The sequence below is a fragment of the Sphingomonas citricola genome, from assembly GCF_019429535.1.
GTDB lineage: Bacteria > Pseudomonadota > Alphaproteobacteria > Sphingomonadales > Sphingomonadaceae > Sphingomonas > Sphingomonas citricola.
Window position 1 is genome coordinate 355,090 of sequence record NZ_JAHXZM010000003.1, and the last position, 14,059, is coordinate 369,148.

The following is a 14,059-nucleotide window of genomic DNA, read 5'->3' on the forward strand; positions in this document are numbered from 1 at the left end:
GACAGCGGCGATGAACGGATGTGAAAACGTTGAGCGAGCAAGAAACCGTCTCCTTCGGCTACGAAGACGTGTCCCCGACCGAGAAAACGCAGCGCGTGCGCGGCGTCTTCTCCAACGTGGCGAGCCGCTATGACCTGATGAACGACGCGATGTCGGGCGGGATGCACCGACTCTGGAAGGATCGCTTCGTCCGCCGCGTGAAACCGCGTTCGGGCGAGCAGATCCTCGACATGGCGGGCGGCACGGGGGACATCGCGTTTCGCATGGCACCGTCGGGCGCGGCGATCACGGTCGCCGACATCAATCCGGAGATGCTGGGCGTCGGCATGACGCGCGCGCAGGATCGCGGGCTGACCGGGCTGGTGTGGACCGAGGCGAATGCCGAGACGCTGACCTTCCCCGACAAGTTCTTCGATGCGTACACGATCGCGTTCGGTATCCGCAACGTCACCGACATCCCGAAGGCTCTGCGCGAGGCGCACCGCGTGCTGCGGCGCGGCGGGCGGTTCTTCTGCCTCGAATTCTCGACCACCACCTGGCCGGGGTTCGGCGAGGTGTACGATGCTTATTCGCACAAGGTCGTTCCGCAGCTCGGAAAGTTGCTGGCGAACGATCCCGACAGTTACCGCTATCTGATCGAGTCGATCCGCCGCTTCCCCGACATGCCGGCGTTCGAGCGGATGATCCAGGACGCGGGTTTCGTGCGCACGCAGGTCGAGCCGATGCTGGGCGGTCTGGTCGCGATCCATAGCGGCTGGAAGATTTGACCTCCGCACTCGTTCACACTTGGCGCCTGCTGACGTGGGGCCGGACGCTGGCGCGTCACGGCGCGCTGCGCGGGATTGAGCGTGATCCCAACACGCCCGTGCGGTTGCGCCGGTTGCTGCGGCTCGCCCGACTCGGAGCGCGCGTTCCCGAACAACCGCGCTACGCCGACGCCTTCGAGGCGCTGGGCCCCGCGGCGATCAAGCTGGGTCAAACGCTCGCGACGCGTCCCGACATCGTCGGCGAGGATGCGGCGGGGGGGTTGCTGCGGCTGCAGGACGCAGTGCCGCCGATCCCCTTCTCCGTCGTCTGCACGCAGCTCAAGGCGAGTTTCGGGCGCCCGCTCGACGAATTGTTCAGCGAGATCGAGGAGGTGCCCGTCGGCGCCGCCTCGATTGCGCAGGTGCACCGCGCCCTGACAACCGACGGGCGCCGCGTCGCGGTCAAGGTGCTGCGTCCCAACGTCGAGGAAGATTTCGCGCGCGCGATCGACACCTACGAATGGGCCGCCGCGCAGATCGAGCCGATGGGCGGCGAGCTCGCGCGGTTGCAGCCGCGACTGGTGATCGAGACGTTCAAGCGCTGGACCGCGCGTGAACTCGATCTCAGACGCGAGGCGGCGTCGTCGTCCGAACTCGCGGAAAACATGTCGGCCGAGCCCGGCTTCCTGGTGCCCGCGATCGACTGGCAGCGAACCACGGGCAAGGTGCTGACCAGCGAGTGGATCGACGGGATCAAGCTGTCGAACCGCGCGGCGTTGATCGAGGCGGGGTACGACCTACCCGAGCTCGCGCGCGTTCTGATTCACGCGTTCCTGCGGCAGGCGATCGCCGATGGTTTCTTCCACGCCGACATGCACCAGGGCAATCTGTTCGCGGTACCGGGCAACCGCGTCGTCGCGATCGATTTTGGGATCATGGGCCGGATCGACCGGCGCGCCCGCGTATGGCTGGCGGAGATCCTCTACGGATTGATCACGGGCAATTACCGCCGCGTCGCCGAGATCCATTTCGAGGCGGGCTACGTGCCCGCGCACCACGACGTCGGCGAGTTCGCGACGGCGTTGCGCGCGGTCGGCGAACCGATGCGCGGACTGCCGGTCAAGGAAATGTCGATCGGGATGATGCTCGACTCGCTGTTCTCGATCACGCGCGATTTCGACATGATCACGCAGCCGCACCTGCTGCTGCTGCAGAAGACGATGGTGATGGTGGAGGGCGTGGCGACGAGCCTCGACCCCGACATCAACCTGTGGGAGACTGCGGGGCCCTTCGTCGAGGAATGGATCCGCACCGAGCTCGGCCCCGAGGCGGCGGTCGCCGACCGTATCGTCGCCGACGTACGCACGCTCGCGCGGCTGCCCGACCTCGTGCGCCGGATCGAGGCGCATTATCCGGCGCCAGGCGGCGCCCCCCCTGCCCCGCCGCTACCCCGCATCGAGGTCGTGCGGATCGGCAGCGCGTGGCGATACGTAGCGGTGGCAGCGCTCGGCGCAGCGGCAGCCGTCGGCGCGATGCTCGTCGGGACGGCGTGGTAGCAACGGGCGGGCGCGGCTGGCTGCGCGCGCCGACCCGCGTGGCCGGCGTCGGCCGCACCAACGCGCGGCTGCTGCTGCTCGTCATCGCGGTGGTGATGGTGGTCGTGGTGAGCCTGGCCGGCCCCGCGCTGACGCTCGGCGATCAGGACCATGTCGCGATCGTCGCGGCGATGCGGGACGGCAGCAGCTTTTATGGCCTGATCGGCGGGATCGTGCCCGCGGATGCGTTCAGCGGTCGGCTGGTACCCTTGCCGACGCTCGCGCTGGTCGAGAGTCGGGTCGGATCGCTCGGCATGACGATCCTGCTGTGCGGGGTACTGGCGTCGATCCTGCTGACGGGTTGGGACCGTTTGGCTACATTGTTCGACAGGCTCGCGGCGCGAACAATGGGCGTGTTGCTGTTGCTCGGCGGGGCGGCGGCCGGCGCGATGCTGACGATCGAGGAGCCACATGCCGGGTGGATCGCGCTGCTTGGCGCCTGGTCGTTGTTGTTGCGGCGAGGCGACCGCTGGATCGAAGCAGCCGCGGTCGCCGCGATCGCCGCGACGATCGATCCCGCCGCACTCGCGCTTACGATCGCCATGGCAGCAGTGGCACTAAGCGAACGACGTCTGCCGGAAATATGGGGCTGGCTGGGCGCCTCGATGCTCGGCGCGGTGACTTGGCTCGTGCACCGTCTGGCGCTGGCGAAGCTCGGTGTGGCGGCCGTCGGAACCGGCATTGCTGCGAGCCCGATCGACGTCGCGGTCGCAGCGCTGCTGCCCGTGGCACCGGTGTGGCTCGCGACCGCCATATGGGTGACGATGATCGCTGGATGGTTCGTTGTGCGCGATCCGCTCGCGATGCGCATCACATCGGTAACGATCATCGGGGTGCTCGTCGCGCTTTTGCCCGGCATGCAGGTTGCCGCGACGCTGACGATCGTCCTTCTGCCGCTCGCGGTGATCTTCGCAGCCGTCGCGGCAATCACGCTGGTGCGTCAGGCGACCAGCCGACGGCGGATCACGGTGACGCGGGTGGCGCGATGATGGCGCGGCGGGTAGGATAGCGGTTGTGAGCCGGATATTGCTGATCGTCGGTGGCGGGATCGCTGCGTACAAGGCGTGCGAGATCGTTCGCGGCCTGCGCAAGCGCGATCACTCGGTCCGCTGCGTGATGACCGACGCGGCGGCGCATTTCGTGACCCCGATGACGCTCGCCGCCTTGTCCGAGGACAAGGTCTACACCACGCTGTGGGATCTGAAGGACGAGGCGGAGATGGGTCATATCCAGCTCAGCCGCGAGGCGGATCTGGTCGTGGTCGCGCCGGCCTCGGCCGACCTGCTCGCACGCATGGCGGGCGGGATCGCGAACGACTTGGCGACGACGCTGCTGCTCGCGACCGACAAGCCCGTGCTCGCCGCGCCCGCGATGAACGTGCGTATGTGGCATCACCCCGCGACGCAACGCAACGTAACGCAGCTGCGCGCCGACGGCGTCGCGGTCATGCAGCCCGACGAGGGCGCGATGGCGTGCGGCGAATGGGGGGCGGGACGCCTGCCCGAGCCCGACGCGATCATCGCCGCGATCGAGGCCGCATTGACGCCAGCGCATGATCGCCCGCTCGCGGGTAAGCGCGTGATCGTCACCGCCGGGCCGACGCACGAGCCGATCGACCCCGTCCGCTACATCGCCAATCGATCCTCGGGCAAACAGGGTTTCGCGATCGCCGAAGCGCTTGCCGTGCTCGGCGCGGATGTGCGTCTGATCGCGGGGCCGGTCGTGCTTCCCACGCCGGCGGGCGTGACGCGGATCGATGTCGAGACCGCGCGGGAGATGGCGGGCGCGGTCGACGCCGCGTTGCCCGCCGATGCCGCGGTGATGGTCGCCGCCGTCGCTGACTGGCGCGTCGACACCACCGCTGGACAGAAGATAAAGAAAGGTGAGGCGCAGCCCGCGCTCACGCTGATCGAGAACCCCGACATTCTCGCGACGCTCGGGCGGAGCGACCGGCGACCAGGGCTTTTGATCGGCTTCGCGGCCGAGACCGAGCACGTCATTGACCATGCGACCGCCAAGCTCGCGCGAAAAAATGCGGACTGGATCGTCGCCAACGACGTATCCGGCGACGTCATGGGTGGTGACGCCAACACCGTTCACCTCGTCACCCGCGACGGCGTCGAGAGCTGGACCAGATTGCCGAAGCGCGATGTCGCCCAACGGCTCGCACGAAAGATTGCCGATGTCCTCTGAATCCGTCCCAATTGCCGTTCGGCGACTGCCACACGGCGATGGCCTGCCCCTTCCCGCCTACGCGACCGCGGGTGCTGCGGGGATGGATGTCGTCGCGGCCGAGGACATCCTCCTCGACGCAGGTGCTCGGGCGGCTGTTGCGACCGGCTTCGCGATCGCGATCCCCGCGGGCTACGAAGTTCAGGTGCGCCCGCGTTCCGGTCTCGCGCTCAAGCACGGCGTCACCTGCCTGAACACCCCCGGCACGATCGACAGCGACTATCGCGGCGAGGTGAAGGTCATACTCGCGAACCTGGGGAGCGAGCCGTTCGCGGTACGCCGCGGAGAGCGCATCGCCCAATTGGTACCCGCACCGGTGCTCCGCGCCGAACTGACAGAGGTAGCCGAATTGGACGAGACCGCGCGAGGCGCCGGCGGGTTCGGCTCGACCGGGCGCTGATGCTCCTTGCATTCCTCCTCCAAGCCGTGGCCACGATCGCGAGCCCGCCCGCGGACTGGCGCAGCCTGCCGCTGCTGCGCGCGCCGACGACGGAGGCGGCCGCGGGTGTGTCCGATTATGTGCGCGACGAAATCCAAGCCGGTCACTGCACGACACCGCGCCCCGGTACCTTGTCGGTCGATCTCGCAGTGTATGTCGCGGAGAGCGGTCGCGTCCGCCGGATCGTGCCGCGCGCGATCAATTGCCCGACCGTGGAGCAATATGCCTCGGGCATTGCGCTGCGCAGCCTGCGTGGTGAGGTTGAACCACCAGAGACGATCGGCTGGCACCGCATGACGATCGTTTTCACGTGGCAGCAGTGATGCTGTCGGCGGACGAACTGGCGCGCTATGCGCGCCACGTCGTGCTGCCCGAAATCGGCGGTGCAGGCCAGATAAGGCTCAAGCGTGCGAGGGTAACGGTGGTCGGCGCGGGCGGGATCGGCTCGCCGGCGCTGCAATATCTGGCGGGCGCGGGTTTCGGGCACATCACCGTCATCGATGACGATCGGATCGATACGTCGAACCTGCACCGGCAAACATTGTTCTCCGGGGACGAGCGTGGCGAAGCGAAGGCGGAGCGCGCGGTCGCGGCGATCACCCGGATCAATCCGCACGTGATGGCGACCGCTGCGGTCGAGCGGATCGGCCCCGACAATGCCACGCGCCTGCTCGCGAACGCCGACGTGGTCGTCGACGGCAGCGACAATTTCGCAACACGGCTCGCCGTCGCCGATACCGCCCTCGCTGCGCGCGTCCCGCTCGTCTCATCGGCGGTCAGCCGCTTTGAGGGGCAGGTGGCTGTGTTCCGCGGCTGGGAAGACGACAAGCCGTGCTATCGCTGCTTCGTCGGCAGCGATCCCGCACGCGAGGGCCTCACCTGCGCCGAGGAAGGCGTTCTCGGCCCGGTCACCGGCGTCCTCGGCAGCTTGGCGGCATTGGAAGCGATCCGCGCCGTGGCACCGTTCGGCGACGACAGCGCGGGGACGTTGCTCCTAGTCGATCTGCTCGCATTGCGGTTTCGCACGTTGCGACTGCCCAAGGACCCGGGCTGCGCAGCGTGCGGCGACGCGATCGGGCGCGCCGCCTGACAAGTCAGCGCAGCAGCGTTTCCGCGAAGCTGCGCACCGCCGGGCCAATGTCGTCGCGCGCTAGAGCCAGCGCGAGATTGGCCTTGATGAAACCGGCCTTGTCGCCGCAATCGTAACGGTCGCCATCGAAGGTGAAGCCGTGGAACGGCTGCTCGCCGATCAGCTGCGCCATCGCGTCGGTCAGCTGGATCTCGCCACCCGCGCCCTTTTCCTTGCGATCGAGGATGCGCATGACCTCGGGCTGCAGGATGTAACGGCCGGGGATCATCAGGTTGGACGGTGAGGTACCCGCCGCGGGCTTCTCGACCAGCGCGGTCACCTCGGTCAGTCGACCGTCGACCTTGCCCGGCGAGATGATGCCGTATTTGTCCGTTTCCTCGTTGGCGACTTCGAGCGCACCGATGACGTTGCCGCCGACCTGGTTGTACGCGTCCACCATCTGCGCAGTGAAGTTGGGCTGGCCGACCATCAGTTCGTCGGGCAGCAGCACCGCGAACGGCTCGTCGCCGACGATCTCACGGGCGCACCACACCGCGTGACCGAGTCCGAGCGGCTCCTGCTGGCGGACGTAGACGGGGGAGCCGGGCTGCTGGCGGATGCCCTCGATCAACGACATGCTCTTGCCGCGCTCGCGCATCGTCGCCTCGAGCTCGTAGGAGATGTCGAAATGGTCCTCGAGCGCCGCCTTGCCGCGCCCCGTGACGAAGATGATCTGCTCGATCCCCGCCTCGAGCGCTTCCTCTACCGCGTATTGGATCAGCGGCTTGTCGACGACCGTCAGCATTTCCTTGGGCATCGCCTTGGTCGCCGGCAGGAAGCGCGTCCCCAGCCCCGCCACCGGGAACACCGCCTTGCGCACCTTCTTGATCGTCATCCGTCCCCCTGTCGGAAATCTGGTCGAGGCGCTCTACCGAGCGACCACGAAGCGGGCAAACGCCGTATTATACAAAGGGCTGCATGGTCGTCGCCGGGCTTGCTGATCCTCGCCGTAGCGATTAAGCGCCGGCGCTCCATCATCATGCTTCGCAAATTATTCCGCGGCGGCCGTTCGGCGGCAGCCCTCCCACCATCGATGATCCCACCGGGCGAGCGCGTCTACGCGATCGGCGACGTCCACGGTTGTGCGGTGCAGCTCGAACGGTTGCTGGCGATGATCGCGGCGGATGACGGCGACCGCGCTGCGGCCGATACGACGATCGTGTTGCTGGGTGACCTGGTCGATCGAGGCCCAGCCTCCGCGCAGGTGATCGATCAGTTGATTGGGCTGCGCGAAAGCGCGCCCGGTACGCGCTTCATCGCGGGCAATCACGAGGAAGTGTTTCTCCATTCGCTTGAGGGCGACGAGCAGGCGTTGCGCATGTTCTGTCGTATCGGCGGCCGCGAGACGATCATGAGCTACGGTCTGACCGGGCCCGAATACGAACGGCTCGATTACGCCGAGCTCGCCGCGGAACTGCCGCGCATCGTGCCGGCGCGCCACGTCGACTTCCTGCGCGGGTTCGAGGACGTGGTCACCATCGGCGATTACGCCTTCGTCCATGCCGGGATCCGCCCTAACATCGCGCTGCCGCTCCAGAAGACGTCGGATCTTCGCTGGATACGCGATGCCTTCCTCAACTTCCCGGGCCGTCACGAGAAGATGATCGTTCATGGCCACACGATCGCCCCGGAGGTCGAGCGCAGAGCGGGCCGGATCGGGATCGATACCGGCGCTTATGCGGGTGGGCCGCTCACCGCGCTTGGTCTCGAGGGCGAGGAAAGCTGGGTGTTGCAGGCGACCGCCTGATCCCTTTCGGCCACGCCTGGGTGCAAAATGTCACACCCACTGCCATAGCGCTTGATTTTCGCTAATCGGCCCTATATCGGCGGCCGGGAAGCAAAGGGAGTTTCACATGCGTTTTGCTAAGTACATGCTCGCCGCCGCTGCAGCGTCGGTTTCGGTTGCCCCGGCGATGGCCGCTCCGGTGAACCCGGCGAGCAGCCTGTCGGTGTCGCGCGCTGCCGCGCCGTCGGCGAAGAAGAACGAGCTCGCCGGTGGCGGCTTCATCGTCGCGATCATCGCGGCGGCTGCCGTGATCGCGGGCATCATCGTTGTTGCGGACAACAACGACCGTCCCGACAGCAACTAAGTTCGGCGAAAGCTGAAAGGAGATAGCGGCCTTCGGGCCGCTATTTTTTTGCCTGCGGAAGTTGGCGAGTCCTGTTCACGTGATCGAATTGATTAGTCGCAACCAGGTCGAGGGTCCGGGTCCGCAATAGACACAAAAAAAGGCAGGATCGATTCGCTCGATCCTGCCTTTCGATATGCTGACGTGACCGTCGCGGGATCAGCGGCCCTGCGGATCGCCTGCCGGGGCGGCGGCGCCACCGGGCATCGCACCCTGCTGCATCATCATCTGCTGCATCGCACGGATCTGCTGTTCCGACATGAAGTCGACGAGTTCGACGTCGAACTGGAGCGTCGAGTTGGCGGGGATCGGCCCCTTATCCTCGGCGCCGTACGCGAGCTCGGGCTTGATCCAGAAGCGGTATTTCGCCCCCTTGCTCATCAGCTTGAGCCCTTCGGTGAAACCCGGGATCATCCGCGCGACCGGCAGTGCGGTCGGCTGGTCGGCCTTGTCGAAGACGGTGCCGTTCATCAGCCGGCCTTCGTAGCGCACCAGAGCGACATCACTGTCGGTCGGGTGAGGCCCCGTACCCTGCTTCATCACCTTGTAGCGCAGACCCGAGGGGGTCGTCGCGATACCGGTCGCCCCGGCCTGTGCGAGCGCGACACCCGCGACGAGCGCGAGGGCGAGACCGATCCAGAGCCACAATACGTAGGCGCGCTTGATCGGTGCGATCGGAACGGCGGTCACGGTCGACATGGATCAGCACACCTGTATCTGGCGCGGCCGCACCGGGCCGCGATCACCCGTGGAAAGTCACTAAAGTCGCACCCCACGCGTGCGCGCGAGGGGGCGACCCGAAGACGCTTACCGTGCGCCGTCGCGCTCGGCGCGCTTGCGCTCGAGCTTGCGGGCGCGACGAACCGCAGCCGCACGCTCGCGCGCACGCTTCTCCGACGGCTTCTCATAGTGACGGCGCAGCTTCATCTCGCGGTACACACCCTCGCGCTGCAGCTTCTTCTTGAGCGCACGAAGGGCCTGGTCGACGTTGTTGTCGCGAACGATGATCTGCATAAAACCAATGAACTCCGGGAAAACAGCTACAGCGGCGGCAGGCAGGCCTGCGCCGAACGCGCCGCGTCTATCAGCTAGGTATCTGTTCCGCAAGGCGCGAAGCGGCGGCGTTCATGCCAGCCGTTCGACCGTATCGATCGCGCGACGATGACGGAGGACGGGCACGCGCGCCTGCACCCGTTCGACCGCCGCCAGATCCACGTCGACGTAGCCGACGCCGGTGCCCTCCCCCATGTCGAGCAGCACCGCTCCCCAGGGGTCGACGACGAGCGAGTGCCCGTAGGTTTCGCGTCCGTCCGCGTGCACACCGGCCTGCGCCGCGGCGATGACGAATGCGCCTGCCTCGATCGCGCGTGCGCGCAACAGGACGTGCCAGTGCGCCGCCCCGGTCGGGCGGGTGAAGGCGGCGGGAACCGACAGGACGCGCGCGCCGGCATCGGACAAGGCACTGAAGAGAGCAGGAAAGCGCAGGTCGTAGCAGATCGTCGCGCCGAGCGGCCCAAGCGGCGTGTCGACGACCACCGCGCGGTCGCCCGCGGTATAGCTCGCCGATTCGCGCCAGCGTTCGCCGGTCGGAAGGTCGACGTCAAAGAGGTGGATCTTGTCGTATCGCGCACGCACCTCCCCGCCCGCGTCGATCACGAACCCGCGATTGGCGAGCTGGCCATCGGGCCGCCGCAGCGCGAGCGAGCCGAGATGGACCCAGATACCCGCCGCGCGCGCGGCCTGTCGGACCGCGGCGAGCACCAGATCATCCTCCTCCGCGCGGATATTGGCGGCGGCGCGGGCCCGATCGCGGTCGAGCAGGCCCGACATCTCCGGCGTGAACAGCATGTCGGCTCCCGCGCGGCCGGCTTCCGCGATCGTGGCGACGAGCCCGGCGGCGTTGACGGCGGGGTCGATCCCGGTGGTGGTCTGGGCGAGCGCGATCTTCATGCCCCGCTTGTGCCACGCTCGCGACGGGAACGCGCGTTCTTTCGCCGTCCGACGCCGGCGCGGGCGCGGCTTGGCGTTGCACCGCGCCTGTGGCTAAGAGGCCGCATGACCGGCGCCCCCCTTACCCTCTACAACAGCCTGACCCGCGAAACCGAGCCGTTCGCGCCGATCGATCCCGATAACGTCCGCGTCTATTCATGCGGCCCGACCGTCTATCACTACGCGCATATCGGGAACCTGCGCGCCTATATCTTCACCGACACGCTGTCGCGCGTGCTGACGTGGAAGGGATGGCTGCTGACCCACGTCATCAACATCACCGACGTCGGGCATATGACATCGGACGCGGACGCGGGCGACGACAAGATGGAAGCCGCGGCGCGCGCGAGCGGGCGCGATATCTGGGATATCTCGCGGCATTATACACAGGCGTTCAAGCGCAACCTCGCCGACCTCAACATCCGTGCGCCGAGCCATTTTCCGCTCGCGACCGATCATGTCGCGGAGATGATCGAATGGGGTACCGCGATCGAGGCCAAGCACTGCTACCGGCTGGCCGACGGGCTCTATTTCGACGTGACGACCGTGCCCGACTATGGCGCGCTGGCGGGCGCGGCGGACGATGCCGCGGCGGGGCGAATCGAAACGGTGGCGGGGAAACGCCATCCGCAGGATTTTGCGATTTGGCGCACGACCCCGCCGGGTGAAGCGCGGCAGATGGAATGGGACTCGCCCTGGGGTCGTGGCGCGCCGGGGTGGCATCTGGAATGTTCGGTGATGAGCCGGAAATATCTGGGCGCGGCGTTCGACATCCATACCGGCGGCATCGATCACCGAGAGATCCATCATCCCAACGAGATCGCGCAGAACCAGGCCTATTGCGGGTGCGCGGACACGGGCGCCACTTTCTGGATGCACAACAACTTCCTGGTCGATCGCACGGGAAAGATGAGCAAATCGTCCGGGGAGACGCTGACGCTCGACCTGATCGTCGCGCGCGGTTTCCATCCGCTGGCGTACCGGATGATGTGCCTGCAGGCGCATTACCGGTCCGAGCTGGAGTTTTCGTGGGACAATCTGGCCGCCGCGCAGGTGCGGCTGAAGCGGTTGGTCCACGCGGTCGGCACGCTGCGCGATCGCCCAGCGAAGACGGGCGGCACGACCACGGCGGCGTATCGCGACCAACTCGACGCCGCGGTGTCGGACGATCTGAACACCGCCCGCGCACTGCCGGTGCTCGACGCGATGCTGGCCGACAAGAAGATATCGCCTGCCGATCGCCTCGACGCGCTCGCCGACTTCGACGCGGTGCTGGGGCTCGGCCTAGGCGGGCTGACGCGCGAAGCGTTGCGCGTGCGACCCATCGCTGCCACGATCACCGACGATGAAATCGCGGCGCACTTGGCGGCGCGTCGTGAGGCACGCGCGGCGAAGGACTTCCCCCGCTCCGACGCGATCCGCGACGAGCTCCTCGCCGCCGGGGTCGAGGTGATGGACGGCGATCCGTTGGGCTGGGACTGGAAGGTGACGCTATGAAAGCCGTGCTACCCGCGATCGCGCGCCCGCTGCTCGAGGCGAGGCTCCCCGACGATCTCGAGGTCGCGTGGTTCACCTCCCCCGACGATGCCAAGGCAATGATCGCCGACGCGGAGATTGCGTGGGTCGACATGCAGCCGACGTCGCACGTGGCGGAAGCGATCCGCGCCTCGAGTCCGACGCTGAAATGGGTGTCGACGATCTACGCCGGTCTGGATGCGTTTCCGCTCGACCTGCTGCGCAGCCGCGACGTCACGCTGACGAACGGCGTCGGGATCAACGCGATTGCGGTGGCCGAATATGCGGTCATGGGCGTGCTGGTCGCGGCCAAGCGATACGATGAGGTGGTGCGCGCGCAGGACCGCCACGAATGGCCGAAGGACGCGCCAGGGAAGACAGAGCTCGCCGACACGCGCGCGCTCATCATCGGCATGGGGGCGATCGGCGGCATGATCGCCGACCGGCTGCGCGCGTTCGGCGTCGACGTCATCGGCGTCACGCGCTCTGGACGGGATGGCACGCTGACCCCCGACGCGTGGCGCGCTCGGGTGGGCGAGTTCGACTGGATCGTCCTCGCGGCGCCGTCGACCGACGATACCAAGGCGATGATCGGTGCGGATGAGCTGTCCGCGATGAAGCCGGGCGCGTGGCTGATCAACATCGCGCGCGGTGACATGATCGACGACGACGCGCTGCTCGCCGCGCTCGACGCGCGCCGGATCGGAGGTGCCTTTCTCGATCCCACCAATCCCGAACCGCTGCCGGCCGATCATCCACTGTGGCGTGCGCCCAATTGCATGATCACGATGCATCTGTCGGGGCGCAGCCAGACGAAGATGTTCGAGCGTGCCGCGGCGTTGTTCCTCGATAATCTGGCGGCATATCGCGCCGGGCAGCCGATGAGAAACGTCGCGGATCTCGATGCGGGCTATTGATCGGCCATCACGCCGAACAGGTTTTTCGACGCGACCGAACGTTGATCGACGCTGAACCACGGGGCCTAGCCGATTGCCCTGAGCAGATTTTTTCCTTACCACGGTTCTACTTTGAACCGGGAGTTTGGAGTTGGAAGCTAGATTGATGTTCGCCTACGGCCTGATCGCGGCAATCGCGCTGGTCGGAAGCGTTGCGGGGGTGGTGTGGTCGAAGAAGCGCAAGGCGCGCAATCGACGGCTACGCGGGATCAAGTCTTACACGCCGGTGAGCGGCCGTTCGGCCGTGCGATAAGGTGAACGACGGCGGATCGTCGGAGGAGCGGGCATGGACCTGAAGCTTCGCGGGCGAATCGCCATCGTCTGCGCATCCAGCCAGGGGCTGGGGCGCGGTTGCGCGGAGGCACTCGCCGAGGCGGGTTGCACCCTCGTGCTGAACGGCCGCGACGAGGCCGCGCTGTCGCGCACTGCAGACGCGATCCGGCTGGCGACGGGCACGCGCGTGAAAACGGTGGCGGGCGATATCGCGCTGGACGCGACGCAGCAGGCGCTGATCGCGGCGGCGGACGGCGCGCCCGACATCCTGGTCAACAACAATGCCGGCCCGCCGCTGCGTGATTTTCGCACGATCGGCAGCGACGATCTGCACGCAGGGCTGGAGGCGAACATGGTCACGCCGATCCGCATGGTGCAGCGCGTGATCGACGGGATGGTCGAGCGACGGTTCGGTCGGATCGTGTGCATCACCTCGGCCGCGGTCAAGGCGCCAGTCGCGGGCCTCGATCTGTCGAGCGGCGCGCGGGTGGGGCTGACGGGCTTTCTTGCCGGAGTCGTACGGTCGGTCGCGCATGCCAATGTGACGATCAACTTCCTCCTGCCCGGACTGTTCGAGACGCGTCGGCTCGAGGGCGTGCACGCCTTCGCGGCGGAGGCGCAAGGCATCGATGCTTCGGAAGCGGCGCGGCGCGCACGCGAGCGTATCCCGGCGCGACGCTTCGGTAATCCGGCGGAATTCGGCGCGGCGTGCGCGTTCCTGTGTTCGGACGGTGCGGGCTTCATCACGGGGCAGAGCCTCCTGATCGACGGCGGTGCCTTTCCGGGTATCCTCTGACCAGTCATTCGCGGTTCATGACGGCGCGGGCACGCCGCGCTTGCCGGGACGAGAAGCGAGCCGATCATGCGGCGTGGCTGGCAATGGCTGTTGTTGTGGTGCTTCTGCCTGGTGGGCTGGGCGCTGGCGATCGCATATGTGATCTATGACATACGCGGCGGGGCGCTGGATCTGTTCTGACCGACTGATCGAGCGGGGCGAACAGGACGACAGGGATTGCAAGGTTTCCTTCGTTGCGCCGAATCGCTAACGGACGCACG

General features: G+C 67.1%; 17 protein-coding genes. 13 read left to right on the forward strand and 4 right to left on the reverse strand.

Annotated features, from left to right (window positions below; translation table 11 throughout):
* The first annotated feature begins 29 nt into the window (after window positions 1-29).
* The 7 genes from KZ810_RS09375 to KZ810_RS09405 are packed head-to-tail and all read left to right on the forward strand — an operon-like array spanning window position 30 to window position 6,102.
* Entirely contained in the window at window positions 30-767 is a 738-nt protein-coding gene (locus tag KZ810_RS09375; protein WP_219768822.1) for a class I SAM-dependent methyltransferase, read from the forward strand.
* On the forward strand, window positions 764-2,302 hold the full coding sequence (gene ubiB, locus KZ810_RS09380) for a 2-polyprenylphenol 6-hydroxylase (protein ID WP_219768823.1): 1,539 nt from the start codon (window positions 764-766) through the stop codon (window positions 2,300-2,302). The genes KZ810_RS09375 and ubiB overlap by 4 nt, the downstream gene beginning before the upstream one ends.
* Window positions 2,296-3,330, forward strand: coding sequence for a hypothetical protein (locus tag KZ810_RS09385; RefSeq protein WP_219768824.1), 1,035 nt, complete (start codon window positions 2,296-2,298; stop codon window positions 3,328-3,330). Before ubiB ends, KZ810_RS09385 begins: the two co-directional genes overlap by 7 nt.
* A gap of 25 nt (window positions 3,331-3,355) precedes the next feature.
* Window positions 3,356-4,534 (forward strand): bifunctional phosphopantothenoylcysteine decarboxylase/phosphopantothenate--cysteine ligase CoaBC, encoded by a 1,179-nt coding sequence (gene coaBC, locus KZ810_RS09390; RefSeq protein WP_219768825.1) that lies wholly within the window; start codon window positions 3,356-3,358, stop codon window positions 4,532-4,534.
* Window positions 4,524-4,973: a dUTP diphosphatase gene (gene dut, locus KZ810_RS09395; RefSeq protein ID WP_219768826.1), complete on the forward strand. Its 450-nt coding sequence runs from the start codon at window positions 4,524-4,526 to the stop codon at window positions 4,971-4,973. The genes coaBC and dut overlap by 11 nt, the downstream gene beginning before the upstream one ends.
* On the forward strand, window positions 4,973-5,335 hold the full coding sequence (locus KZ810_RS09400; protein ID WP_219768827.1) for a hypothetical protein: 363 nt from the start codon (window positions 4,973-4,975) through the stop codon (window positions 5,333-5,335). Before dut ends, KZ810_RS09400 begins: the two co-directional genes overlap by 1 nt.
* A complete protein-coding gene (locus KZ810_RS09405; protein ID WP_219769067.1) occupies window positions 5,332-6,102 on the forward strand; it encodes a HesA/MoeB/ThiF family protein in 771 nt (256 codons plus the stop codon). The genes KZ810_RS09400 and KZ810_RS09405 overlap by 4 nt, the downstream gene beginning before the upstream one ends.
* Before the next feature lie 4 nt (window positions 6,103-6,106).
* Here KZ810_RS09405 and galU read toward each other — a convergent pair whose 3' ends face one another.
* On the reverse strand, window positions 6,107-6,976 hold the full coding sequence (gene galU / locus KZ810_RS09410) for a UTP--glucose-1-phosphate uridylyltransferase GalU (protein WP_219768828.1): 870 nt from the start codon (window positions 6,974-6,976) through the stop codon (window positions 6,107-6,109).
* Window positions 6,977-7,120: 144 nt separating this feature from the next.
* Between galU and KZ810_RS09415 the strand changes: the two genes are divergently transcribed.
* Window positions 7,121-7,888 (forward strand): metallophosphoesterase family protein, encoded by a 768-nt coding sequence (locus tag KZ810_RS09415; protein WP_219768829.1) that lies wholly within the window; start codon window positions 7,121-7,123, stop codon window positions 7,886-7,888.
* A gap of 106 nt (window positions 7,889-7,994) precedes the next feature.
* Window positions 7,995-8,231, forward strand: coding sequence for a hypothetical protein (locus tag KZ810_RS09420; protein WP_258044680.1), 237 nt, complete (start codon window positions 7,995-7,997; stop codon window positions 8,229-8,231).
* Window positions 8,232-8,429: 198 nt separating this feature from the next.
* Here the strand turns inward: KZ810_RS09420 and KZ810_RS09425 are convergent, their stop codons facing one another.
* From KZ810_RS09425 to KZ810_RS09435, 3 genes are all read right to left on the reverse strand, one after another.
* The gene (locus tag KZ810_RS09425) at window positions 8,430-8,969 is read right to left on the reverse strand and encodes an FKBP-type peptidyl-prolyl cis-trans isomerase (RefSeq protein WP_219768830.1); all 540 of its coding nucleotides are present in this window, start codon (window positions 8,967-8,969) and stop codon (window positions 8,430-8,432) included.
* Window positions 8,970-9,077: 108 nt separating this feature from the next.
* On the reverse strand, window positions 9,078-9,284 hold the full coding sequence (gene rpsU / locus KZ810_RS09430; protein ID WP_007404630.1) for a 30S ribosomal protein S21: 207 nt from the start codon (window positions 9,282-9,284) through the stop codon (window positions 9,078-9,080).
* 111 nt (window positions 9,285-9,395) lie between these two features.
* Complete coding sequence (locus KZ810_RS09435; protein WP_219768831.1) at window positions 9,396-10,220, reverse strand: carbon-nitrogen hydrolase family protein; 825 nt, start codon at window positions 10,218-10,220, stop codon at window positions 9,396-9,398.
* A gap of 105 nt (window positions 10,221-10,325) precedes the next feature.
* Between KZ810_RS09435 and cysS the strand changes: the two genes are divergently transcribed.
* The 4 genes from cysS (at window position 10,326) to KZ810_RS09455 (ending at window position 13,799) form a co-directional block, all read left to right on the forward strand.
* Window positions 10,326-11,756 carry a cysteine--tRNA ligase gene (gene cysS, locus KZ810_RS09440; RefSeq protein ID WP_219768832.1) on the forward strand — a complete coding sequence of 477 codons (1,431 nt, stop codon included), beginning with the start codon at window positions 10,326-10,328 and terminating at the stop codon, window positions 11,754-11,756.
* Window positions 11,753-12,691 carry a D-2-hydroxyacid dehydrogenase gene (locus tag KZ810_RS09445; RefSeq protein ID WP_219768833.1) on the forward strand — a complete coding sequence of 313 codons (939 nt, stop codon included), beginning with the start codon at window positions 11,753-11,755 and terminating at the stop codon, window positions 12,689-12,691. Before cysS ends, KZ810_RS09445 begins: the two co-directional genes overlap by 4 nt.
* Before the next feature lie 145 nt (window positions 12,692-12,836).
* Window positions 12,837-12,983, forward strand: a complete 147-nt coding sequence (locus KZ810_RS09450; protein WP_219768834.1) for a hypothetical protein — start codon at window positions 12,837-12,839, stop codon at window positions 12,981-12,983.
* A 33-nt stretch (window positions 12,984-13,016) separates the two neighbouring features.
* Window positions 13,017-13,799 carry an SDR family oxidoreductase gene (locus KZ810_RS09455; RefSeq protein WP_219768835.1) on the forward strand — a complete coding sequence of 261 codons (783 nt, stop codon included), beginning with the start codon at window positions 13,017-13,019 and terminating at the stop codon, window positions 13,797-13,799.
* Window positions 13,800-14,059: the final 260 nt, after the last annotated feature.